At 39.4% G+C, this 21,240-nt stretch carries 16 protein-coding genes; 6 read left to right on the top strand and 10 right to left on the bottom strand.

All coding sequences use genetic code 11. From position 1 onward, the window contains the following. Positions 1–26: 26 nt before the first annotated feature. The 5 genes from ACMAZA_RS08565 (at position 27) to cysQ (ending at position 7,573) form a co-directional block, all read left to right on the top strand. On the top strand, positions 27–3,650 hold the full coding sequence (locus tag ACMAZA_RS08565; RefSeq protein ID WP_435188727.1) for a hydantoinase B/oxoprolinase family protein: 3,624 nt from the start codon (positions 27–29) through the stop codon (positions 3,648–3,650). 41 nt (positions 3,651–3,691) lie between these two features. Further along, the gene (locus tag ACMAZA_RS08570) at positions 3,692–4,555 is read left to right on the top strand and encodes an urea carboxylase-associated family protein (protein WP_435188729.1); all 864 of its coding nucleotides are present in this window, start codon (positions 3,692–3,694) and stop codon (positions 4,553–4,555) included. 29 nt (positions 4,556–4,584) lie between these two features. Then, positions 4,585–5,451 (top strand): DMT family transporter, encoded by an 867-nt coding sequence (locus ACMAZA_RS08575; protein ID WP_435188731.1) that lies wholly within the window; start codon positions 4,585–4,587, stop codon positions 5,449–5,451. Between the two features lie 127 nt (positions 5,452–5,578). After that, on the top strand, positions 5,579–6,784 hold the full coding sequence (locus ACMAZA_RS08580) for a M24 family metallopeptidase (protein ID WP_435188733.1): 1,206 nt from the start codon (positions 5,579–5,581) through the stop codon (positions 6,782–6,784). Positions 6,785–6,802: 18 nt separating this feature from the next. Further along, a complete protein-coding gene (gene cysQ, locus ACMAZA_RS08585) occupies positions 6,803–7,573 on the top strand; it encodes a 3'(2'),5'-bisphosphate nucleotidase CysQ (RefSeq protein WP_435188734.1) in 771 nt (256 codons plus the stop codon). 19 nt (positions 7,574–7,592) lie between these two features. On the opposite strand, the gene ACMAZA_RS08590 is transcribed toward cysQ, so the two are convergent. From ACMAZA_RS08590 to cysC, 6 genes are all read right to left on the bottom strand, one after another. Further along, positions 7,593–8,111 carry a glycine cleavage system protein R gene (locus tag ACMAZA_RS08590; protein ID WP_435188736.1) on the bottom strand — a complete coding sequence of 173 codons (519 nt, stop codon included), beginning with the start codon at positions 8,109–8,111 and terminating at the stop codon, positions 7,593–7,595. A gap of 6 nt (positions 8,112–8,117) precedes the next feature. Further along, entirely contained in the window at positions 8,118–10,970 is a 2,853-nt protein-coding gene (gene gcvP / locus ACMAZA_RS08595) for an aminomethyl-transferring glycine dehydrogenase (protein WP_435188738.1), read from the bottom strand. Between the two features lie 22 nt (positions 10,971–10,992). Further along, complete coding sequence (gcvH, locus tag ACMAZA_RS08600) at positions 10,993–11,364, bottom strand: glycine cleavage system protein GcvH (protein WP_435188740.1); 372 nt, start codon at positions 11,362–11,364, stop codon at positions 10,993–10,995. A gap of 19 nt (positions 11,365–11,383) precedes the next feature. After that, a complete protein-coding gene (gene gcvT, locus ACMAZA_RS08605; RefSeq protein ID WP_435188741.1) occupies positions 11,384–12,508 on the bottom strand; it encodes a glycine cleavage system aminomethyltransferase GcvT in 1,125 nt (374 codons plus the stop codon). A 162-nt stretch (positions 12,509–12,670) separates the two neighbouring features. Continuing rightward, positions 12,671–13,609 carry a 2-hydroxyacid dehydrogenase gene (locus ACMAZA_RS08610; RefSeq protein WP_435188743.1) on the bottom strand — a complete coding sequence of 313 codons (939 nt, stop codon included), beginning with the start codon at positions 13,607–13,609 and terminating at the stop codon, positions 12,671–12,673. A gap of 31 nt (positions 13,610–13,640) precedes the next feature. Then, a complete protein-coding gene (gene cysC, locus ACMAZA_RS08615; protein ID WP_435188745.1) occupies positions 13,641–14,645 on the bottom strand; it encodes an adenylyl-sulfate kinase in 1,005 nt (334 codons plus the stop codon). A 164-nt stretch (positions 14,646–14,809) separates the two neighbouring features. On the opposite strand from cysC, the gene ACMAZA_RS08620 reads away from it, so the two are divergent. Then, positions 14,810–16,189, top strand: coding sequence for an L-serine ammonia-lyase (locus ACMAZA_RS08620; protein WP_435190499.1), 1,380 nt, complete (start codon positions 14,810–14,812; stop codon positions 16,187–16,189). 1 nt (position 16,190) lies between these two features. Here ACMAZA_RS08620 and ACMAZA_RS08625 read toward each other — a convergent pair whose 3' ends face one another. Genes ACMAZA_RS08625 through ACMAZA_RS08640 form a run of 4 tightly spaced genes read right to left on the bottom strand, consistent with a single transcriptional unit; the run spans position 16,191 to position 21,088 of the window. Continuing rightward, the gene (locus tag ACMAZA_RS08625) at positions 16,191–16,922 is read right to left on the bottom strand and encodes a hypothetical protein (protein WP_435188747.1); all 732 of its coding nucleotides are present in this window, start codon (positions 16,920–16,922) and stop codon (positions 16,191–16,193) included. Beyond that, entirely contained in the window at positions 16,904–18,646 is a 1,743-nt protein-coding gene (locus tag ACMAZA_RS08630; RefSeq protein WP_435188749.1) for a hypothetical protein, read from the bottom strand. Before ACMAZA_RS08630 ends, ACMAZA_RS08625 begins: the two co-directional genes overlap by 19 nt. 7 nt (positions 18,647–18,653) lie before the next feature. Continuing rightward, a complete protein-coding gene (locus ACMAZA_RS08635) occupies positions 18,654–19,640 on the bottom strand; it encodes a membrane dipeptidase (RefSeq protein ID WP_435188751.1) in 987 nt (328 codons plus the stop codon). Continuing rightward, the gene (locus tag ACMAZA_RS08640) at positions 19,640–21,088 is read right to left on the bottom strand and encodes an aldehyde dehydrogenase family protein (protein ID WP_435188752.1); all 1,449 of its coding nucleotides are present in this window, start codon (positions 21,086–21,088) and stop codon (positions 19,640–19,642) included. The genes ACMAZA_RS08635 and ACMAZA_RS08640 overlap by 1 nt, the downstream gene beginning before the upstream one ends. Positions 21,089–21,240: the final 152 nt, after the last annotated feature.

The raw sequence follows: 21,240 nt of genomic DNA on the forward strand, positions 1-21,240 counted from the left end.
ATCGAGTCAATTGATTTAAGTTTTTGATGAATATTAGTGAAAAACCAAAGTGGCAATTCTGGATTGATAGAGGTGGAACATTTACTGATATCATCAGTAAAAATCCAGATGGTGAGCTTTCAAGCCACAAGCTGTTATCTGAAAACCCTCTGCACTATAAGGATGCTGCAATTCAGGGCATTAGAGACTTGTTATCGTTAAAAGATAAAGAAGCTATTCCAATTCATCAAATTGAGTCTATCAAAATGGGCACTACAGTTGCTACCAATGCACTCCTTGAAAGAAAAGGAGAAAAAACACTATTGGCAACCACGAAAGGGTTTGCAGATATTTTAAGAATTGGATACCAACAAAGACCTAAATTATTTTCTTTAGATATTCAGCTCCCTGAAATGCTATATTCTGAAGTGGTTGAGATTGATGAACGAGTTGATAAGGCAGGGAAAGTATTAAAACAGCTTAACACTATAGATACAAAAAAAATATTAACCGAGGCCTTTATTAAGGGCTTTAGATCTATTGCAATTGTGTTGTTGCATGGATACCGATATCAAGAGCATGAAAGGCAAATTAGCTTAATTGCTGAAGAAATTGGGTTTACCCAAATTTCTGTAAGTCATCAAATAAGTCCACTAATGAAAATCATACCTCGAGGAGATACCACAGTAGTCGATGCCTACTTGTCTCCTATTCTGCGTCGCTATGTTGATCAAGTGAGAGCTGAACTTGGACCCAGCCAATCGAACTATGGTCGATTAATGTTTATGCAATCCAATGGCGGTTTAACCGATGCCAATTATTTTCAAGGGAAGGATGCTATTCTTTCAGGTCCAGCAGGCGGCGTGGTTGGAATGGTCAAAACTGGAGAAACAATTGGACTAAGAAAACTGATAGGTTTTGACATGGGAGGCACCTCAACTGATGTATGTCACTACAGCGGAGAATATGAGAGAACTCTTGAGACTGAGGTTACCGGTGTCCGACTCAAATCGCCAATGATGCTCATCAATACTGTTGCAGCAGGTGGAGGCTCTATTCTTCATTTCGATGGAGCGAGGTATCGCGTCGGTCCAGAATCAGCTGGAGCTTTTCCTGGTCCAGCCTGTTATCGCAACGGTGGTCCTTTGACAGTCACAGATTGTAACGTGATGCTTGGCAAGTTAAACCCAGATTACTTTCCAAACGTATTTGGCCCTAATGGCAATCAAAAACTTGATATTGATATTGTTAAAAGAAAATTTACCTCTCTAGCTACAGAAATTTCATCAAGCACTAAGACAACTGTTACTCCGCTCGAAGTTGCCGAAGGCTTTTTATCCATTGCTATTGATAGCATGTCAAATGCAATCAAAAAAATATCAGTTCAGCGTGGTTATGATGTCAGCGACTACACACTCTCTTGTTTTGGCGGGGCTGGAGGACAACATGCGTGCATGGTAGCAGACAAATTAGGCATCAAAAAAATACACCTCCATCCCTATGCAGGGGTTTTATCTGCCTACGGTATTGGACTTGCTGATAGCCGCACAATCAATGATTTAGCAGTTGAATTACCTTTAGAGGCAAGCTTAATAGATCTATTGAATAAGGACTTTAAAAAGCTTCATGCCAATGGTCGACAAGAGCTAGTTTCTCAAAACTTAAACGAAAAACTATTCCAATATACTGATCGAGTCTATCTAAGATATAAAGATTCGGACACATCCTTACCAGTTACATTTGCTAACTTTTCAGTCATGAAATCAAACTTTGAGAGGACTCATATTTCAAGGTTTGGATTCATATCGCCAGAAAAGGCCATCATCATTGAATCAATTCAGACAGAGGTGGCATGTCAAAGTGGGCAATTGAATTCTCAGGTAAATTCTCACAATACATTAATCACTGAGTCTCTAACAACTCAAGATGTATTTATGAATGGGAAACTCGAAAAAACTATTTTTTATAATCGAGACAACATCAAACCAAATGAAAAAATCTCTGGACCTGCTGTCATTATTGAGCCAACCTCAACATTCATAATTGAACCAGGCTGGGAGGCAATCCTCAAAGACAGTAAGGATTTAATTTTAACTCGTACACAAAAAGCTCTGAGGCAGAATGCAATTGGAACAAGTGTAGACCCTATCATGTTAGAAATTTTTAATAACTTATTTATGAATGTTGCAGAACAAATGGGTATGGTTCTTGAGAATACGGCCTCATCTGTGAACATCAAAGAGCGTCTAGACTTTTCCTGTGCAATATTCTCTCCGACAGGTGAGCTCGTTGCAAATGCACCTCATGTGCCAGTTCATTTAGGTTCGATGAGTGAATCCATCAAAACTATTATTCGTGAAAATTCACTGACTATGAGTTCTGGAGACGCCTTTCTAATTAATGCGCCTTACAATGGTGGCACTCATTTGCCAGATATCACCCTAATAAAGCCTGTATTTGATGACTCGAATGAGGAGGTGATTTTCTATGTTGCAACAAGAGGGCATCATGCCGATATAGGAGGGACAGTTCCGGGCTCAGCCCCAGCAAATTCAACTCATATTAAGGAGGAGGGTGTTTTAATCGACAACTTTACGATCGTCTCTAAAGGTATATTCCTTGAAGATGAAATAACTGACTTATTGACTCAAGCGGACTACCCTGCAAGAAACATAGTTCAAAATATTGCGGATTTAAAGGCTCAAGTTGCAGCGGCAGAAAAAGGCTCTCAAGAGCTTCAAAAAGTCATTGAGCAATATGGAATAAAGGTCGTTCATGCCTATATGGGTCACGTACAAGACAATGCAGAGGAATCGGTTCGACGTGTGCTAGATGTTCTCAGTGACTCAAGTTTTACCTACCAGATGGATGATGGTCATCAAGTCTCAGTATCTATCAGAGTAGATAAATTGAATCGATCTGCAACTATTGACTTTACAGGTACTAGCGACCAACACCCAGGAAACTATAATGCACCCAGCGCAATTTGTTATGCAGCAGTACTCTATGTTTTTCGCTGCCTAGTCGATGATGATATCCCCCTAAATTCGGGATGCTTAAAACCTTTAAATTTAGTCATTCCCAAAAAATCAATGATTAACCCTGAATACCCTGCTGCAGTTTTTTCAGGCAATGTGGAAACATCTCAATACATTGTTGATACCTTGCTTGGTGCTCTTGGAAATTATGCAGCTTCACAAGGAACAATGAATAACTTTATTTGGGGTAACGACAAAGTTCAAAATTACGAAACTATCTGTGGTGGCTCAGGGGCTAGTATCAATCAGCCAGGTTGTAGTGCAGTTCATACCCATATGACTAACTCAAGACTCACTGACCCTGAGGTTTTGGAATGGCGCTTCCCAGTGAAACTGGAATCCTTTAGTATCAGGCAAAGTTCAGGTGGCAAAGGTTTGCACCCTGGGGGAAATGGAGTAGATCGAAGGCTGCGCTTTCTTGAACCAATGACAGTTAATGTCATCGCGGGTCATAGAAAAATACCGCCATATGGCTTATCTGGAGGAGGGTCAGGTGCTCTTGGTGAAAACTATGTCATTCATTCTGATGAGAGCGTGACACATCTTGAAACTAAAGGACAAATTGAAGTAGGTAAAAATGATCTCTTTATACTTAAAACGCCTGGAGGTGGTGGTTTTGGAAAAACCATATAAACTAGAGACAACAAATTTAGCTCTATTAATAGGAGACAACTATGAAAACAATTAACCTAAGCCCAGAACCCAATGACGCTGAAATTAGACGAGCAATGAAGCCAGTCATTTCTTATCCTATTGATAATCTGCCAGCCTTTGATCAAGATTTTTATATAAATGCCAGTTCAAATATGGATCTCGTGGAGTCCATCATTATTCCCCCAAGAGATGCAAAAACTTTTGAAGTTCCGGCTGGATACTTTTTTCGAATTATTAGTCGAGAAGGCCCACAGGTCGGTGATTTAAATCTATGGCATAAGAATAATATGAATGAACGATTCTTCAGTGGCAAAACACGAGCGCTTTACGGGACTCATGTAAGCACTGGTGATAGACTTTATTCAAACCTGCCATTTCTAAGACCGATGGCCACTATTACTCATGACACTTTGGATTGGTATGGTTACGATGATGATGGTGGTAGCGTCCATGATGTCATTGGAACTCGTTGTGACCCTTATACCCATGTTGCTCTTAATAGTGAGGAGTACCATTACTGTTGTCACTCTAACTTATGCAGGGCACTTTCATCTCATCAACAAAAACCAATTAATGAAATTGAGCATCTTGTTCATGATGTACTTAACGTCTTTATGTGCACTGGATTTACCAAAGATACGCATCAGTATTTTATGAAAGCTAGTCCAGTTCGCCCCGATGACTATATAGAATTCTTTGCCGAAATTGATCTTGTTTGCGGGTTGTCAGCATGTCCAGGTGGTGATTGCAGCTCCAGTCACTCGAGTGATGCGGCTGCATGCTATCCCCTGCAAGTTGAGATTTTTAAACCAGTTGAAGGGGCAGTAAAACAATGGTCACCCCAAGCAATAAATAAGTACTCAAGAAATCACGGCTCCAGTTAAAATTCAACTTTGAATTAGGATGAATTAAGATGGAGAACTTAAAGGGCATTTTATTTATGATTCTCGCTATGGCAGGTTTTGCATTTGAGGATCTTTTTATTAAATTGCTCTCAACTTATTTTCCAATATCAGAAGTAATAATAATTCTTGGGTTTACTGGTACATTTATATTCTTCATTATTGCACTTCTACAGAATGCACCAATTATTCATAAAGATTTATTAAATAAACACGTAATAATTCGAACAATTTGTGAACTCTTAGGAGCAGTTTTTTTTGTTACAGCAATCGCTTTAACACCTCTTTCATCTGCCACAGCAATTCTACAAATATCGCCATTATTAGTAACAATTGGTGCTGTAGTATTTTTTAAAGAAAAAGTAGGTTGGAGGCGTTGGACAGCTGTATTTATTGGCTTTATAGGTGTATTATTGATTGTTCGTCCTGGCTTCGAGGGATTTATGCCAGCATCAATATTTGCAATACTTGGATCCGTCTTTCTTGCAGCTCGAGATTTAGCAACTCGCGCTATGCAAGTTAAACTTCCTTCGGTAACAATAGCACTATATGCCTTCATAGCTTTTGGAATCTCAGGCATTCTAATCATTCCATTTAACTCGCCAATGGTACTTCCTACATCTAATCAAATTATTTATTTTATTGGCGCATCTGCCTTTGGTGTAATTGCTTATTACTCTCTTGTTATCTCTTCAAGAATTGGTGAAATGTCAGTTATATCTCCTTTTAGATATTCAAGGATAGTTTTTGCTATGTTGCTTGCAATTATCATTCTTGATGAGAATCCAGATGGCTTAACTCTAATTGGAGCTTCGATTGTAGTAGCCTCAGGACTTTATACATTCGTTCGTGAAACTGTTTTAAAAAAATCACAATAAATTTAAATCTTTTAAAAAACCATCACTTCATGTATAAAAACTTAAAATATTTTGTTTATAAAAAGCTTGCTATACTTAGCGAAATTGTCTAACATCCGCACAAATTAACGCAAACACAGGAGTTACTATGAACATGCCAAGAACAATTCACATTCCTAATGGTGAGAATATAGTTCACACATTTAGTGATGAAGAATACCAAAATAGACAAAGAAAACTAAGGGCACATATGGCTCAAAGCAATATAGACACAGTAATCTTTACCTCTATACATGGCATCAATTACTACAGTGACTTCCTTTACTGTTCTTTTGGGAGGCCATACGCACTGGTTGTTACTCAAGATAAAGTAACTTCGGTGACAGCAAATATTGATGGTGGTCAGCCATTCAGAAGAACGTTTGGAGACAACCTGGTTTATACAGACTGGCAAAAGGATAGCTTTTTTTACGCACTACAGCAGATTGTGAATAATGGTGGAAAAATCGGGATTGAGTTTGATCATATCACCAAGGAGCGTCTAGATAAACTCCAGGCTGCATTTGACCAATCACAATTTATTGATATTTCTGTTGACTGCATGAAAATGCGATCAGTTAAATCAGATGAAGAAATAGCTCACATTATTCAGGGTGCTAACGTTTGTGATATTGGTGGGGCGGCTCTTGTTGAAGCGATTAAAGAGGGCGTTCCTGAGCACGAAGTGGCTCTTCACTCTACTCAAGCTATGGTTCGAGAAATTGCTAAACGCTATCCTCACTCAGAGCTCATGGATACCTGGACTTGGTTTCAGTCTGGAATCAATACTGATGGTGCGCATAACCCTGTGACAACAAGAAAAGTTCAAAAAGGAGACATCCTCAGTCTTAACTGTTTTTCAATGATTGCGGGCTACTATGTTGCACTTGAAAGAACCCTGTTTTATGACCATGTTGATGATGAGTCATTGAGGCTTTGGGAGATCAATGTAAAAGTTCATGAAGAGGGGATGAAACTAATCAAGCCAGGGGTTGCTTGCAAAGATATAGCTCTTGAACTTAATAAAATTTTTGAAGAGTATGGCTTGCTTGAAAGTAGAACATTTGGCTATGGCCATTCATTTGGTGTTCTATCTCATTACTATGGCCGTGAAGCAGGCGTAGAACTGAGAGAAGATATCGATACCGTCCTTCAAAAAAATATGGTCGTATCCATGGAGCCTATGATCATGATTCCTGAAGGTAAACCTGGTGCCGGAGGCTACAGAGAGCATGATGTGATGGTTTTGACTGAGGACAGTGCATATGACATCACTAAGTTTCCGTTTGGGCCAGAGCATAACATTATCAAGTAGCATCACTCCTATTAAGAAATGCTAAACATAGAATATTCCGAACTACTCACTGAATTGCGAGAAGTGGCTAGAGACGCTGGCAGTGAAATAATGAAGATCTATGAAAGTTCTATTGATGTTAACTATAAGCATGATGGATCGCCGGTTACTCTTGCAGATGAGGCTGCTGAAAAAGTCATCTTAAGTAGACTCAAAAAAATCACTCCTGACATCCCAATAGTATCTGAAGAGAATACCAATAGCCATAAATTAGAGGCTAGTAATCAATTTTTTCTGATTGATCCGCTTGATGGAACAAAAGAGTTTCTAAAGAAAGATGGCCTTGGTTCTTTTACTGTGAATATTGGCCTTATTGAAAATGGCATCCCAACTTTAGGGGTTGTTTTTGCACCAGCACTTAATCGTATGTTCTTTGCATCAATCTCGACAGGCGCTTTTGAGGAGTCAGCGAGTGACACTAAGGAGATTAAAATAAGAGCGGTTCCAAATTCTGGCCCTGTAGCCGTTGCGAGTGTATCTCATCGTGATGAGACCACAGATGAATGGCTAACAATTAACAATGTCAACAAAACCATTTCAATAGGCTCATCATTGAAATTTTGTCTGGTGGCCTGTGGTGAAGCAGATGTATATCCTAGATTTGGCCCAACAATGGAGTGGGATACTGCAGCGGGAGATGCTGTATTAAGGTCCGCAGGTGGCAAAGTCTTAATGCCGAATAGCGAACCATTCAATTATGGCAAACAAAGCTATAGAAATAGCGCTTTTATTGCACATGGAAATTTTTAATTGAAGTTCTAGAGCTGACCTAGCTCTCGTATGAATAAATCTCTACCATCATCTCATCAGCTATAAGCTCGAGCTTGTCTCTGACAAGATGCTCATCAAGATCACTAGGTATATGAAGTGTAATTTGAGCCTTAAAAAGCTGCTCTCCTGACATCGAGGCATCAATAATTTCAGTCTTTAACTCTTCAACATTAGCTTTCAACTCGTCCGCCAAAACGTGGGAAAGTTTATTAATAATTCCAACATGATTTTGCCCAATAAGCTCGATGCTATAACTTTTAACATTACTCAGCTCATCAATTGGCAGAGTTTCCTCACAAGCAATTTGAAGACCTAAAGATGCGGAAGTTAAATCTTTTTTTAGTTTAGAAGCGTCACTTGATGGCACGTTGACTTTAAGAATTCCAGCGAATTTGCCTTCAAAACTAGACATATTGCTCTCAATCCAGTCACCATTGTTTGAAACAATAATCTTTGACAGGCCGTCAACAAGCCCAGGCTTATCGTCTCCCAAAACGCTAATCAAAAATGATTTCATAAAAGTCTACTTATAATCTTCAATACTTGGACAAGAACAAACTAAATTCTTATCACCATAGACATTATCCACTCTAGAAACTGGCGGCCAGTACTTCACTCGCCTTAAACTCTCGACAGGATATGCTGCCTCTTCCCTGGAATACGAAAACTCCCATTGGGTTGATGTTACCATTTCTAAAGTGTGTGGCGAATTAATTAATGGATTATCTTCTGTAGAATATTCACCCGACTCAACCTTCTTGATTTCTTTTCTTATTTGAATCATTGCCTCACAGAACCGATCAAGCTCATCCAAAGACTCAGACTCTGTTGGCTCAATCATCAACGTTCCAGCAACTGGAAAAGACATTGTAGGGGCATGAAAACCAAAATCTATTAGACGCTTAGCGACATCATCAACGCTTATTCCTACTGAGTCTTTAATCGGTCTAATATCAATAATACACTCGTGTGCGATCCGTCCATTCTCATCACTATAAAGAATCGGATAGTGCTCCCCGAGTCGCTTAGCGATATAGTTTGCATTTAGGATAGCGTTGCATGTTGACTCATAAAGGCCATCTTTTCCGAGCATTGCGATGTACATCCAACTTATAGGGAGGATACTGCCTGATCCCCAAGGGGCACCTGAAATACTACCAACATCAGTATTATTGAGTGGCGTTCTTGGTAAAAAATCTATAAGATGTTCTTTCACTCCAATTGGGCCGACACCCGGACCCCCTCCACCGTGAGGTATAGCAAACGTTTTGTGAAGATTCAGGTGAGAAACATCCCCGCCAAACTCCCCTGGAGCAGAGAGCCCAACCATAGCATTCATATTCGCGCCGTCAATATATACTTGGCCGCCTGCATCATGAACAATATCACATACCTCTCTCACATCTTTTTCAAAAACACCATGAGTAGAAGGATATGTAATCATTATTGCAGCTAGATTTTCTTCATGCTCTTTCGTTTTTGCTCTTAAATCATCAAGATCAATATTGCCATCATCTGTACTATCAATCACTATAACTTTCATTCCAGCCATCTGAGCAGAAGCAGGATTTGTGCCATGAGCTGATGATGGAATCAAACAGATATTTCGATTTTCATCACCCCTGCTTCGATGATATCCTCTTATTGCAATTAATCCAGCATACTCTCCTTGCGCACCAGAGTTGGGCTGAAGTGAAATTGCTGAATAACCAGTCGCCTCACACAACATCTCCTCAAGCTCACTAATCATTTGCTGGTAACCAATCACCTGGTTCATAGGAACAGCGGGATGAATTTGAGAAAATTCTGGCCAACTCACTGGAATCAATTCTGCTGCTGCGTTCAGTTTCATTGTGCAAGAGCCCAACGGAATCATAGAACGATCGAGTGCGATATCTTTATCTCCCAGATAACGAATATATCTCATCATGTTGGTTTCCGAGCGATAAGTATTAAAAACATCATGCGTCAGAAAATCAGATTCCCTCTTTAAATTCTTTTTGATTTTTGATTTATTTTTTTCAAATAATAACTGTGCGCTCAATTCAGACTCAGTATTGAAAATTCTCCATAAGAACTCTATGTCTTCAGGAGTACTGAGCTCATCAAATGAAACTGAGACAAGGGTTTTACTGAATACATTAATGTTGTAGCCATTTTTTTCAGCTTGCATCACTACTGCATCTGAATTTTTAACTTCAATAGAGAGGGTGTCGAAATAAGAGTCATTAATGACATTAAATCCCATATCTTTCATGCCATCAGCAAAAACACTGGCATATTTATAAATACGACGCGCTATGTTTCTAAGTCCCTCTGGACCATGATAGACTGCATACATACTAGCCATAATAGCTAATAGTGCTTGAGCAGTACAAATGTTACTTGTCGCTTTCTCTCGGCGTATATGTTGCTCTCTAGTTTGCAGTGCCAATCGATAAGCAAGCCTTCCCTTTGTATCAACTGACGCACCAATAATTCTGCCTGGCATAGAACGTTTGAATTTGTCTCTAGTCGACATATAAGCAGCATGAGGGCCGCCATACCCAATTGGAACTCCAAACCTCTGAGTATTCCCAACCACAATATCTGCGCCCATTTCACCAGGTGGTTTAAGCAGAGTTAATGCAAGCAGATCCGCACTCACAGTAACAAGTGCCTTTTTTTCATGAATAGAGTCTATCAATTTTGAATAGTCACTAAAAGCCCCATAGGTATTTGGATACTGAAGCAGAACACCAAAACAATCAAGACCTTTTAAATCAACTAGAGGATCACCAAAAACTATTTCAATGTTCAATGGCTCTGCTCTTGTCTTAATAACCTCAAGGTTCTGGGCGTAACAATCATTTGCAACAAAAAAAACATTACTTTTTGACTTGCTAACGCGATGACTCAATGTCATTGCTTCAGCGCAAGCAGTCGCCTCATCAAGCATGGAGGCGTTGGCTAAATCCATACCAGTTAAATCTGAAACCATGGTTTGATAGTTCATTAATGCCTCAAGACGGCCTTGAGAAATCTCAGGCTGATAGGGCGTATAAGAAGTGTACCAAGCTGGATTTTCTTCAACATTTCGCTGAATGACTGGAGGGGTGATTGAATTGTAATAGCCCTGACCGATGAAAGACTTGTATCGAATATTCATTCTTGCTAGATTTCTTAGCTGTTTAAGTGCAGCAAGCTCTGACATCCCATCAGCAATATTCATTGGCTCTTTTCGACGAATAACATCTGGCACTATTTCATCAATTAATTTATCTAAGTTATCAAAACCAAGATAATCGAGCATTTGATTTTTTTGTGCGCTTGATGATCCAATATGCCTATTGGTAAAAGCGTCATTATTCAATAAATCTTCAATCTTATCCTTCATTAACTTCTCTCTTTCAGTTCTTCTATTCTTCAATAAATGCGTTGTATGCCTCTTCATCCATCAACTCATCAAGCTCTGCTGGGTCTGATAACTTAACCTTAATAAACCAACCTTCGCCCATTGAATCCTCAGTCACAATCTCTGGCTCATCCTCTAATCTGCTGTTCACCTCAATAATTGAGCCAGAAACAGGTGCAACCAGATCAGAAGCAGCTTTCACTGATTCAATGACAGATATATTTTCACCCTTTGTGCACTCATCACCAACCTCAGGCAGCTCAACATAAACCAAATCACCTAATTGCTCTTGAGCAAAATCCGTGATTCCAATTACTACTAAATCATCTTCTTTAGCATCAACCCATTCATGATCTTTAGAATACTTAATACTCATTACCTCTCCTTATTAATGTTTAAACTCTGTAATAGTTGTGTTTAACAAATGGCAGTTTTATAATCTCGACTGCTATTTTCTTCTCTCTGACCAGCGCAAAAAGTTTGGACTGGCTATTTGATACTTTTGTCTCTAGTCTTGCTATAGATATTGGCTTATTTAAAGTTGGGCCAAAACCCCCACTTGTGACATATCCAACTTGAGTTCCATTTTCATCTTGAATTATTGCTCCATCTCTAACCGGCATCCTTCCTTCTGGTAGTAAGCCAACTACTTTTGTATCAGAACCATTTTCAAGTTGCTTTAAAATAATATTATCACCTAAATAATTACCCTCGCGCTCTTCACCTAGCCTTCTTACTTTTGAAAGCGCCCAATTTAAGGAGGACTCAACTGGACTGTGGTTAGTATCAAGTTCATGCCCATAGAGAGATAAGCCTGCTTCAAGACGTAATGAATCTCTTGCACCCAATCCTATCCATTCAACCTCTTCACTTGACAATAAAATATCTGCAAGGCTTTCAGCATCTTGATTTGACACTGAGATTTCAAAACCATCCTCTCCTGTATATCCAGAGCGCGTAATGAAACAATCGATTTCATTAATCTTCACCTGCTTAGCAGTCATAAATGTCATCTCTTTGACCGAAGGAGCAAGCTCACTTAAAACCTTATTAGCTTTTGGACCTTGCAAGGCCAACAAAGCTAAATCATCATGTAAATCTAATTCACAGCTTGAACCCAGGTGGCGCTTTAAATGCTCATAGTCATCATATTTACATGCGGCATTGACAACTAGAAATAAAGTGTTATCTCCAAGATTTGTAACCATGAGATCATCCAATACGCCGCCATTTTCACTTGTGAAAAGGGCGTAGCGCGTCTTCATTAAGGGCAAATCAATAATGTCAACTGGAACTAATGACTCCAAGGCACTCATTGCATGCTCACCAGATAATCTAATTTGTCCCATGTGGGATACGTCAAACAGCCCAGCCCTTTCTCTTGTGTGATTGTGCTCTTTTTTTATTCCAAGGGGGTAACTCACAGGCATTTCATAGCCCGCAAAAGGAACCATTTTTGCTCCTGCATCAACATGCATTTGATGGAATGGAGTTATTCTTATTTCACTTCCAATAGACATTAGATTTTGTCTCAAAAAAACAATATTATATAAGATTAGTCTTTTTAGTTGAATTCAATTGCCCATGAATTCATATAAATAAATTGATTACTAGAAACTAAATGTAAATCTTCTAATTTAGAATCAAATTTTGTCAAGTAATTTAGCTAAATGCAGATTTGATTAATACCCACTATTCAAGCTATAGATGGGATAGGGGTCTTGACCCTTTTCTAAAAGTCGAATATTTTCAGCAATTGTTTTTGCCGCAGAGCTAGGGTTGCTTTGACCCGCTATGTGAGGAGTCACATAGACAGAAGGATGATTCCAAAGTGAATTATTTTCAGGGAGTGGCTCTTCTGCAAAAACATCCAAAGCTGCAGCAGCTATGTGCCCTGTATCTAATATAGATAACAGGTCATTCTCATTAATAATACCGCCCCTTCCGATGTTAATGATGAACGAGCCTTTAGGAAGATAACTAAGCTCAGATTTGGTCAATATATCTTTAGTATTTTCAGTTAATGGCAAAACATTAATGAGTATATCAGTTTGACTAAGAAACCCAGATAGCTGCTCCTGGGCATAATAATATTCAATAGCCCCAAGTGAACTTTTTGGACTTGCGCCCCAACCAATAACCTTAAAGTCTAAATTAATAAGTGAGTCGCCAATTGCTTTGCCAATGTTGCCTAGACCCATGATTCCAATAGTACGATCTTCTGATTGCACTGAGCTTTGCTGAATCCATTCACGACTTTGTTGCTGAATTCTATAAAGATACTGGTCACTATGAAAATGCAAAACCCAGTGCAGAGAATGAAGGATCATTTCATGGGTTAATTTTTTATCGACCAGGCGAACTATAGGAAGCCCATCGGGCAATTCAGGATCACTAATGACATGGTCCACTCCTGCACCTAATGATAGGATTGCTTTTAAATTCGGGTATCTTGTGAGAATTCCTCTTGGATGTTTCCAGACGACTGCATACTCGATATCATTAACGTCCCCCTCATCCGGATAGACTCTAACATCCATCTCTGGCATAGCATCTTGAAGGCCACTAGACCAAACCTCCATATCTTCCCAGAAATCAGTAGATGCTAATAATATTGCCATTGTAGATGCTAATTAAATAGTTAATTAATTATTATATATTTGAGTTTGTTCTAAGATAATCAAGAATGTTATCCACAAGATCATCAATATTTGAGTCACTATTTTGAAGAACAATTTCTGACATCTCAGGTTCCTCATAATTGGAGTCAATACCTGTGAAATTTTTTAATTGTCCAGCTCTTGCTTTTTTATAGAGTCCTTTAGAGTCTCTAGCTTCACAAACTTCAATTGTAGTATCAATAAAAATTTCAATAAACTCGCCATCGTTAAATAATTTCCTCGCCATTAAACGCTCAGAACGAAATGGTGATATAAATGAAACTATAGTAATTAATCCAGAAGAAACCATGAGTTTTGAAACTTCTGCAATTCTGCGAATATTCTCAACTCTATCTTGGTCTGTAAATCCTAAATCTTTATTCAAGCCATGACGAACATTATCACCATCGAGAAGCATTGTATGCTTCCCAAGCTCATGGAGTTTTTTCTCAAGTTCGTCGGCAATAGTTGATTTTCCTGAACCTGAAAGCCCTGTAAACCATAAAACGCATGGCTTTTGCTGTTTATTTTTAGAACGAATCTCTTGTGTAATATTTGTTTTATGCCAGCTGATATTTTGAGCGCGCCTTAAAGAAAAATCAATTAATCCTACGCCAATAATCGAATTGTTAAATGTATCCAAAACTGTAAAAAAGCCTGTTTTTTGATTGCTAGAGTATGTATCAAAAGAAACCCTCTGACCCAGGGACAGCTTACAATAACCAATCTCATCTTGCTCCAACTTTTTGGCTGCAAGCTGACTTAGTGAATTGACATCAATTTTAAAGCTAAGATCAGTTACTTGGACAGTTGTAGTCTCAGTCTGAAAATCAATACTATAAGTTCGCTCGGGTATCATTGGTTCAATATCAAGCCAAACGATATAAGCTGCTAACTGATCTGATTCACTAGGCTGAGCCTCAGGATGACTAGCTTTTTCATTTCCAGCATGAAATCTATCAAGAAGGCTATGAAGTCGATTTAAATGGTCATTCATTTTGTAGCTTATTTGTCAATAAAATATGGAGTTAGTGTTTGTATTATAGTTAATTACTTGATGATAAAAGTGCTCTAAAACAATTCAACATTTAGTGAATTTTTTAATGGCTAGAGTTTATTTCATAATGTAGAATGGCAATTTTTTGTGTCATTAAATTTACCATGTTTATCAGTGTTTTAGACCTATTTAAAGTTGGCATTGGTCCCTCCAGTTCTCATACTATGGGTCCTATGGTTGCGGCTAATGCATTTCTGAGTGATGTGCGTCATTTTATTGAGACAAATCCTAGCAACAATGGCTATCATGTTAGATGCACTTTAAAAGATTCATTAGCCTATACTGGTGTCGGTCATGCTACCGATAGGGCAGTCGTATTAGGCCTTAATGGCTTCCTCCCAAATACCATAATTGATGAGAATATGGATGAGGTCATTGACCGAACATGGAATTCAAAGACTATAGAAATTACTGATGACATGCAAGCAAACTTCTTTGCTGGAGAGGATATTATTTTCGATACTCGCAACTCATTAAAGCAACACCCAAATGGCATTGTTTTTGAACTACTCGATAAATCTGATAACTTGCTAATTTCAAATACCTATTTTTCAATAGGAGGTGGTTTTATATCTACGTTAGAAGAAATTGATAATGTTGAAGCACCAATTGCTGCAGAGCCAAGTTCAGCTTATCCATTCCCATTTGACAATTCAGATCAAATGCTTGAAATGTCAAAAGAACATAACAAAACGATTTGGGAAATGAAGCAAGCCAATGAGCTAGAAAATATTCCAGAAAAGATACTGAATCAAGAGCTAGACAAAATTTGGAATGCAATGAAAACCTGTGTTGAGAGAGGCCTAACAACTGAGGGGATTTTGCCTGGAGGACTGAATACCAAAAGGCGAGCAAAGCAATTACATGAGAGCCTTCAAAATGATAAAGAAAATGCTGGCTCTAGCGATTGGCTGTGCGCATATGCCATGGCTGTTAATGAAGAAAATGCTGCTGGACATATGGTTGTTACAGCTCCTACTAATGGTGCTGCAGGGGTTGTACCGGCGACTTTATACTATTACTACAAGCACAAGGCAGCTACGCCAGAGCAAATCAGGCAATTCCTTTTATCAGCCTCTGCTATTGGTGGCCTAATCAAACATAATAGTTCAATTTCTGGAGCGGAAGTTGGATGTCAGGGTGAGGTTGGCTCTGCATCATCTATGGCAGCCGCAGGGTTGTGCGCTGCAAGAGGTGGCACAAGTGAACAAATTGAAAATGCTGCTGAGATGGCTCTTGAACATCATATCGGTATGACTTGTGATCCAGTAAAGGGACTTGTTCAGGTTCCATGTATTGAAAGAAATGGCTTTGGAGCGGTTAAAGCCTATACAGCAAGCTCACTCTCCTTAAGAGAGAGCGGTGAGCACTTAATATCCCTGGATCAATGCATTGCAGCCATGAAGAGGACAGGCCTTGATATGTCTAACAAGTATAAAGAAACCTCTCTCGGCGGTTTAGCAGTAAGCTTTATTGAGTGCTAATTTAGTCAGTATCGACTAGACCTGCGCCTGCACCAGAAGCTCTTGATTCAGCGCTTGATTTAACGAGACATCGAGAAAAATACTCATAGATTTCTGGCCATTTTTCTCCAACTTTGACTCCATTGTTCAGGACTTTTAGCTTTTCATTTTCAAGATTAAATGTTTTGTTTTTTCCATTTTGAATCTTAGATTTAACAGCATCCAAAGAGGAAATATAAACATCAGCATAATGGCTCAACTCTATTGAAGTCTCTGATGAAGAGATCATTTCCCATTTACTATCATCAATGAAATTTACTTCAAAACTGTTGTTATATTGATCTGTCCAAGACGCCTTGACCCCTGAACACTGGCTCGCTCCAAGAGAGGCAATAATGAGAAAAGGGCAGTCGACATTGGAAATTTTTAACTCACCATCAAGGCCATTGAATTCAATCCAGTCAACACAGCTTACTGAAGCCTCTAAAGATGACAATACCTTTTCTTCTGTGCAAAAAAGATGACTACTCTTACTATTTTTTTCAAATTTGATTGAGAGACTACTTTTTTTTAGATCAAGATTATCCAGCGCTAGAATACTGCACTCGGATGGATCAAAGCCATTTTGTGCAGCCCAAATATTACTTCTTGCAAAATCTTCTGAAACACCAATAGGTGCTTTAACACCAAACCCGGCACGAGTGAAATAAAACAGAACTTCGTTTAACGAAATCGTTAAATCGCTTTTTGGCATGAACAACTAATGCATGGGTAAGACTGAGAACGCCCAGCAATTGGAAAAGACCAGCAGTCATGGTTTGGATCTTGAATTTGCTCTGGTAGTGGAGCGCCCTGATACATCGAAATGCGAGTCCAGAGATCAGACTTTGGATCAAACTTTGAGGCACCAAAGAATGCCAATTTGAATCGCAATAAGTCTAACGGCCTCATAGACTCACTGAGTAAATTATCTTGAACTTCAGAATAAGGTCTTTCAAAAGTATTCTGAATTCGGCGAATAATATGTCTGAACTGAGGATAATTCATTGCAAATTCACCTATCGGCATATCTTCATCAGTGGTTGCTAATACCTCATTTAAGTCATGAACATCACGACCAATTGCAAGCGGCATTTCTTGATCAACGCCATCATCAACACCCTTCGATCCAAATCTTGGCTCTAATTTATCCTCTGAGTAATACCAAAAGTGGTGCTGGGATTCTTCTAAACTAAAATCAATAGTTGTTGCCCATTTGTATGCATCAGCAACAACTTCCTTAAGTTGAGCCAAGCTCATAGCTGCCTTAAATTTGGGTATTGTAGTTGTCGACATTGTGTCTGCAAGGTCATCCACAATTGAGCCATGAGGCTCAATTATTAATGAAACAATCATCTCTTGGCACTCCAGAGAAAAGTTGTCCTCAACGAACTGATAAATTCCATTCCATGGGTAAGGTCTAAAAATATTTGACTCATCTTCACACCACATTCTGAGCGATTGTATTTCATCAGTCAGGCAAGTAATTCTTGCTGTTTGAACTTCGTCGGCAACACTCCATTCATCAATATGTTGACTCGCCTGAAGCAGAGACTTTAGGAAAACCTCGAGGGTTCCTGGTAATGCAGTTTCAATAGACCTGACTCTTGCTAATGCTGTTTCTTTTGCAACAACCCAGTTGTGAATGAGGGTTGGATGCTTCAGTAAAAAAGGTGCCATACCGAGCCCAGTTGAGTTTCCAACACCAATGAACCTACTAATGTTTTGATCCAAACGAACTGCCTGCTTTCCGCCTCTTTCCTTAGCAAGCTCTTCAACCAAATCAATAGTAAACCATCGAATCAAATAGACTGCCAATAATTCAATTTGAAATGGTGCTCTGCACTCAGGTCGATCCGCAATCTTTGCTCTATCGGCACAACCAAATTTGCCGCTGCCATAGACCGCAGTCGTTCTCATTAGGTAGCCAACCGAAGATATCAACTCAATATCAGGTTGATTACCTGAAGCCAGAGCACTAATTATATTTTCAAAGACTCTTAGACTTTTATTTGCTCTTGCCAAAACAAGCTCACTCGGCCTGTATCTTCCGCCTTCTTGAAGGGGGGTATTTTCAGCTAAATAATCAATATCCTCTTGCGTCGGCACACCGTCAAAGAGACTGAATGTCGCATCCCATACCTCAGCAATAACCCTGTCTGTTCTCATGTCAGCAGGTATCTCTTGAGTGAATGCGATTAATGAATAAGTTCTTTTTGGCGTAATGGCAGAATAAACACTGACGCCATATCCATCTTTATCAACCTTACGAAGCGTCCTCTTAAACTGCCAATTCTCCTTCGACATCCGCCTAATGAGAGTTCTCATGAAGCTCAGCCGAGTAGGAAATGAAGAACCCATTCTATCAAGGCGCATAACCTTTTCGGGTGATCTCATAAAATCAGATTCGATATCAATTAATACAGATTCACTAGACATAAATTTATTATAAAGGTTCAAAAGAAGATTCGAAAAAATTTAACCAGTTTTTGCCCATCACTAAATCAACATCATCATTTGAAAAACCGACAGAACGAAGTCCTGTTGCAATATTTACAAAATCACGATTGTCTCTGAACCACTCAGGCTGGTCTGGAAAGCCAGCAAAACTTGCTGACCCTTCACCATAATCACGATCGTTGGTCCACGTGCCATTTCTCATCCACTCAACTACGCTGTCAGGCTGATTTTGACAAAGGTCGGTACCAATTCCAATATTTTTAATGCCCATAATATCAGCTGTATCAGCAATCATATTACAAAAACTTTCTAATGTGCAATCAGATCCATCCTTGAGATGATGTGGATAGACGGAAAATCCAAGCATACTTCCACTCTCTCCAAGCGCTTTAAGAACCTCATTTGACTTATTTCTTAAAGCAGGGTGCCAAAAAGTTGGGTTGGCGTGAGTGATTGCAATTGGACGTTCTGAAATGTCTATTGCCTCGAGAGTTGACCTCTCGGCAGAGTGACTCATATCAACCACCAAACCAACACGATTCATTTCTTTGATGACCTGTTTACCCATTCTAGTAATTCCAGGATCATTCTCTTCGTAGCAGCCAGTCCCCAGAAGGCTTTGATTGTTATAGGTTAGCTGCATGAATCTTGCACCAAGCTGGTGACACACTTCGACTAGACCAATATCATCCTCAATCGGTGAGCAGTTCTGAAAACCAAAAAATATAGCTGTTCTTCCTTCTTTCTGGGCCTTGACTACATCGGCCGCTGTTCGACCCAGGAAAATCAAATTCGAGAAGTCTTCAAAACGACGATTCCAATCAATCACATTTTGCACCATCTCTTGAAAGTCTTCGTGGTAACAAATTGTAACGTGAACAGCGCTTAGACCACCTTGGTTAATTTGCTTAAATATTTCCTCACTCCAATTATTGTATTGAAGCGCATCAATAAATAATGAAGGATGAGACATTATGGATTACCGCTAAAAATATAAGAGGTTTTGACCTGTGTATAAAGCTCTTTAGCATATGAACCTTGCTCTCTAGGACCAAAACTTGAATTTTTTCTACCACCAAACGGGACATGATAGTCTGTGCCAGCAGTTGGAAGATTAACCATAACGCATCCACTCTCTGCATTTCTTCTGAAGTGGCTTGCTGTAGACAATGACTGGGTGATAATCCCTGAAACCAGTCCAAAGTCAGTATCATTTGCAACTGATAGTGCTTCATCATAGTCCGCAACCTTAATGACACATGCCATAGGCGCAAAAAGCTCTTCCCGATTAACCCTCATTGAGTTGTTTCCACCAATTAATAAGGCTGGCTGCATATAGAAACCTGGATTATCTAGTTCGAGTTTTTCTCCACCACAGACGACTTCGCATCCTTCTTCTTTAGCTAGTGCCATATATTTAAGGTTAGAGTCAAGTTGTTGCTGACTTGCAGCTGGACCGATTTGAGTTCCCTCTTGAAGAGCGTCCCCCACCTTGAGAGCAGAAGTTGATTCTTTCATACGATCCACAAACTCATCATGAATGGAGGCATGAACGACCAGCCTTGATGACGCGGTACACTTTTGTCCAGTAGATCCAAAAGCACCCGCTGTTGCTGCTGCAACTGCAACATCCATATCCGCATCATCCATTACAACGAGAGGGTTCTTAGAGCCCAACTCTAACTGAAACTTTGTTAAATTTTTTGACGCCGCACTCGCAATCTGAAGACCTACGTCGTAAGAACCAGTAAAGCTTATTGCGTGCACCTTAGGGCTCTCAGCTAATGATTGACCGATTGATGATCCAGACCCCATGACCAAGCTGAATAAACCTTTTGGAATGTCTTGCTTTGAGATAATTTCAGTTAATGCTACCGCACTTGCAGGTGTTAGGTTCGCAGGCTTCCATATAACAGCATTGCCAAAGGCTAGTGCTGGCGCAATTTTCCAGCTCGCTGTTGCAGTTGGAAAGTTCCATGGTGAGATAATTGCAACAGTCCCCATAGGCTCACGACGAACATCAATTTCAATATTCGGTCTGACTGAATCAGCTGTATCACCACCCTGTCTTAAAACTTCAGCTGCGTAGTAAGTAAAAAATTGGCCTGCCCTGTAAACTTCTCCTTTGCCCTCTGCTACAGGCTTGCCTTCCTCTCTAGAAAGGAGCTCACCGAGCTCAGCACTGCGAGCCATCATCTCTTCACCAATCTTCATTAATACGGCTTGACGCTGCTCCAGGCCTGTTGCAGCCCATTGTCTTTGTGCAACCTGCGCCGAATTGAGAGCATCCTCTAATTGAGCACTGCTAGCTTGAGCAAATTCTCCAATAATATCATTTGTATTGGATGGATTAATATTCGAGATTGAACTTGCGCCTTTTACCCAGTCGCCCGCTATGTAGTTATTAGAAAGATTAGACATTATTTTAATTCATTTTTCAAAATGGCAAATTTTACTCTTAATTATTGATATATCAAGAATATAAGCATTTTAGTTGATATAGTATTTTTCACCTTTCTATGAAAAAAAACTGTTGCATCAACTAAATAATTAATCTACGATACCTATATTAA

It is taken from the genome of Pseudothioglobus sp. nBUS_23 (assembly GCF_051201565.1).
In the GTDB taxonomy this organism is placed as follows: domain Bacteria; phylum Pseudomonadota; class Gammaproteobacteria; order PS1; family Pseudothioglobaceae; genus Pseudothioglobus.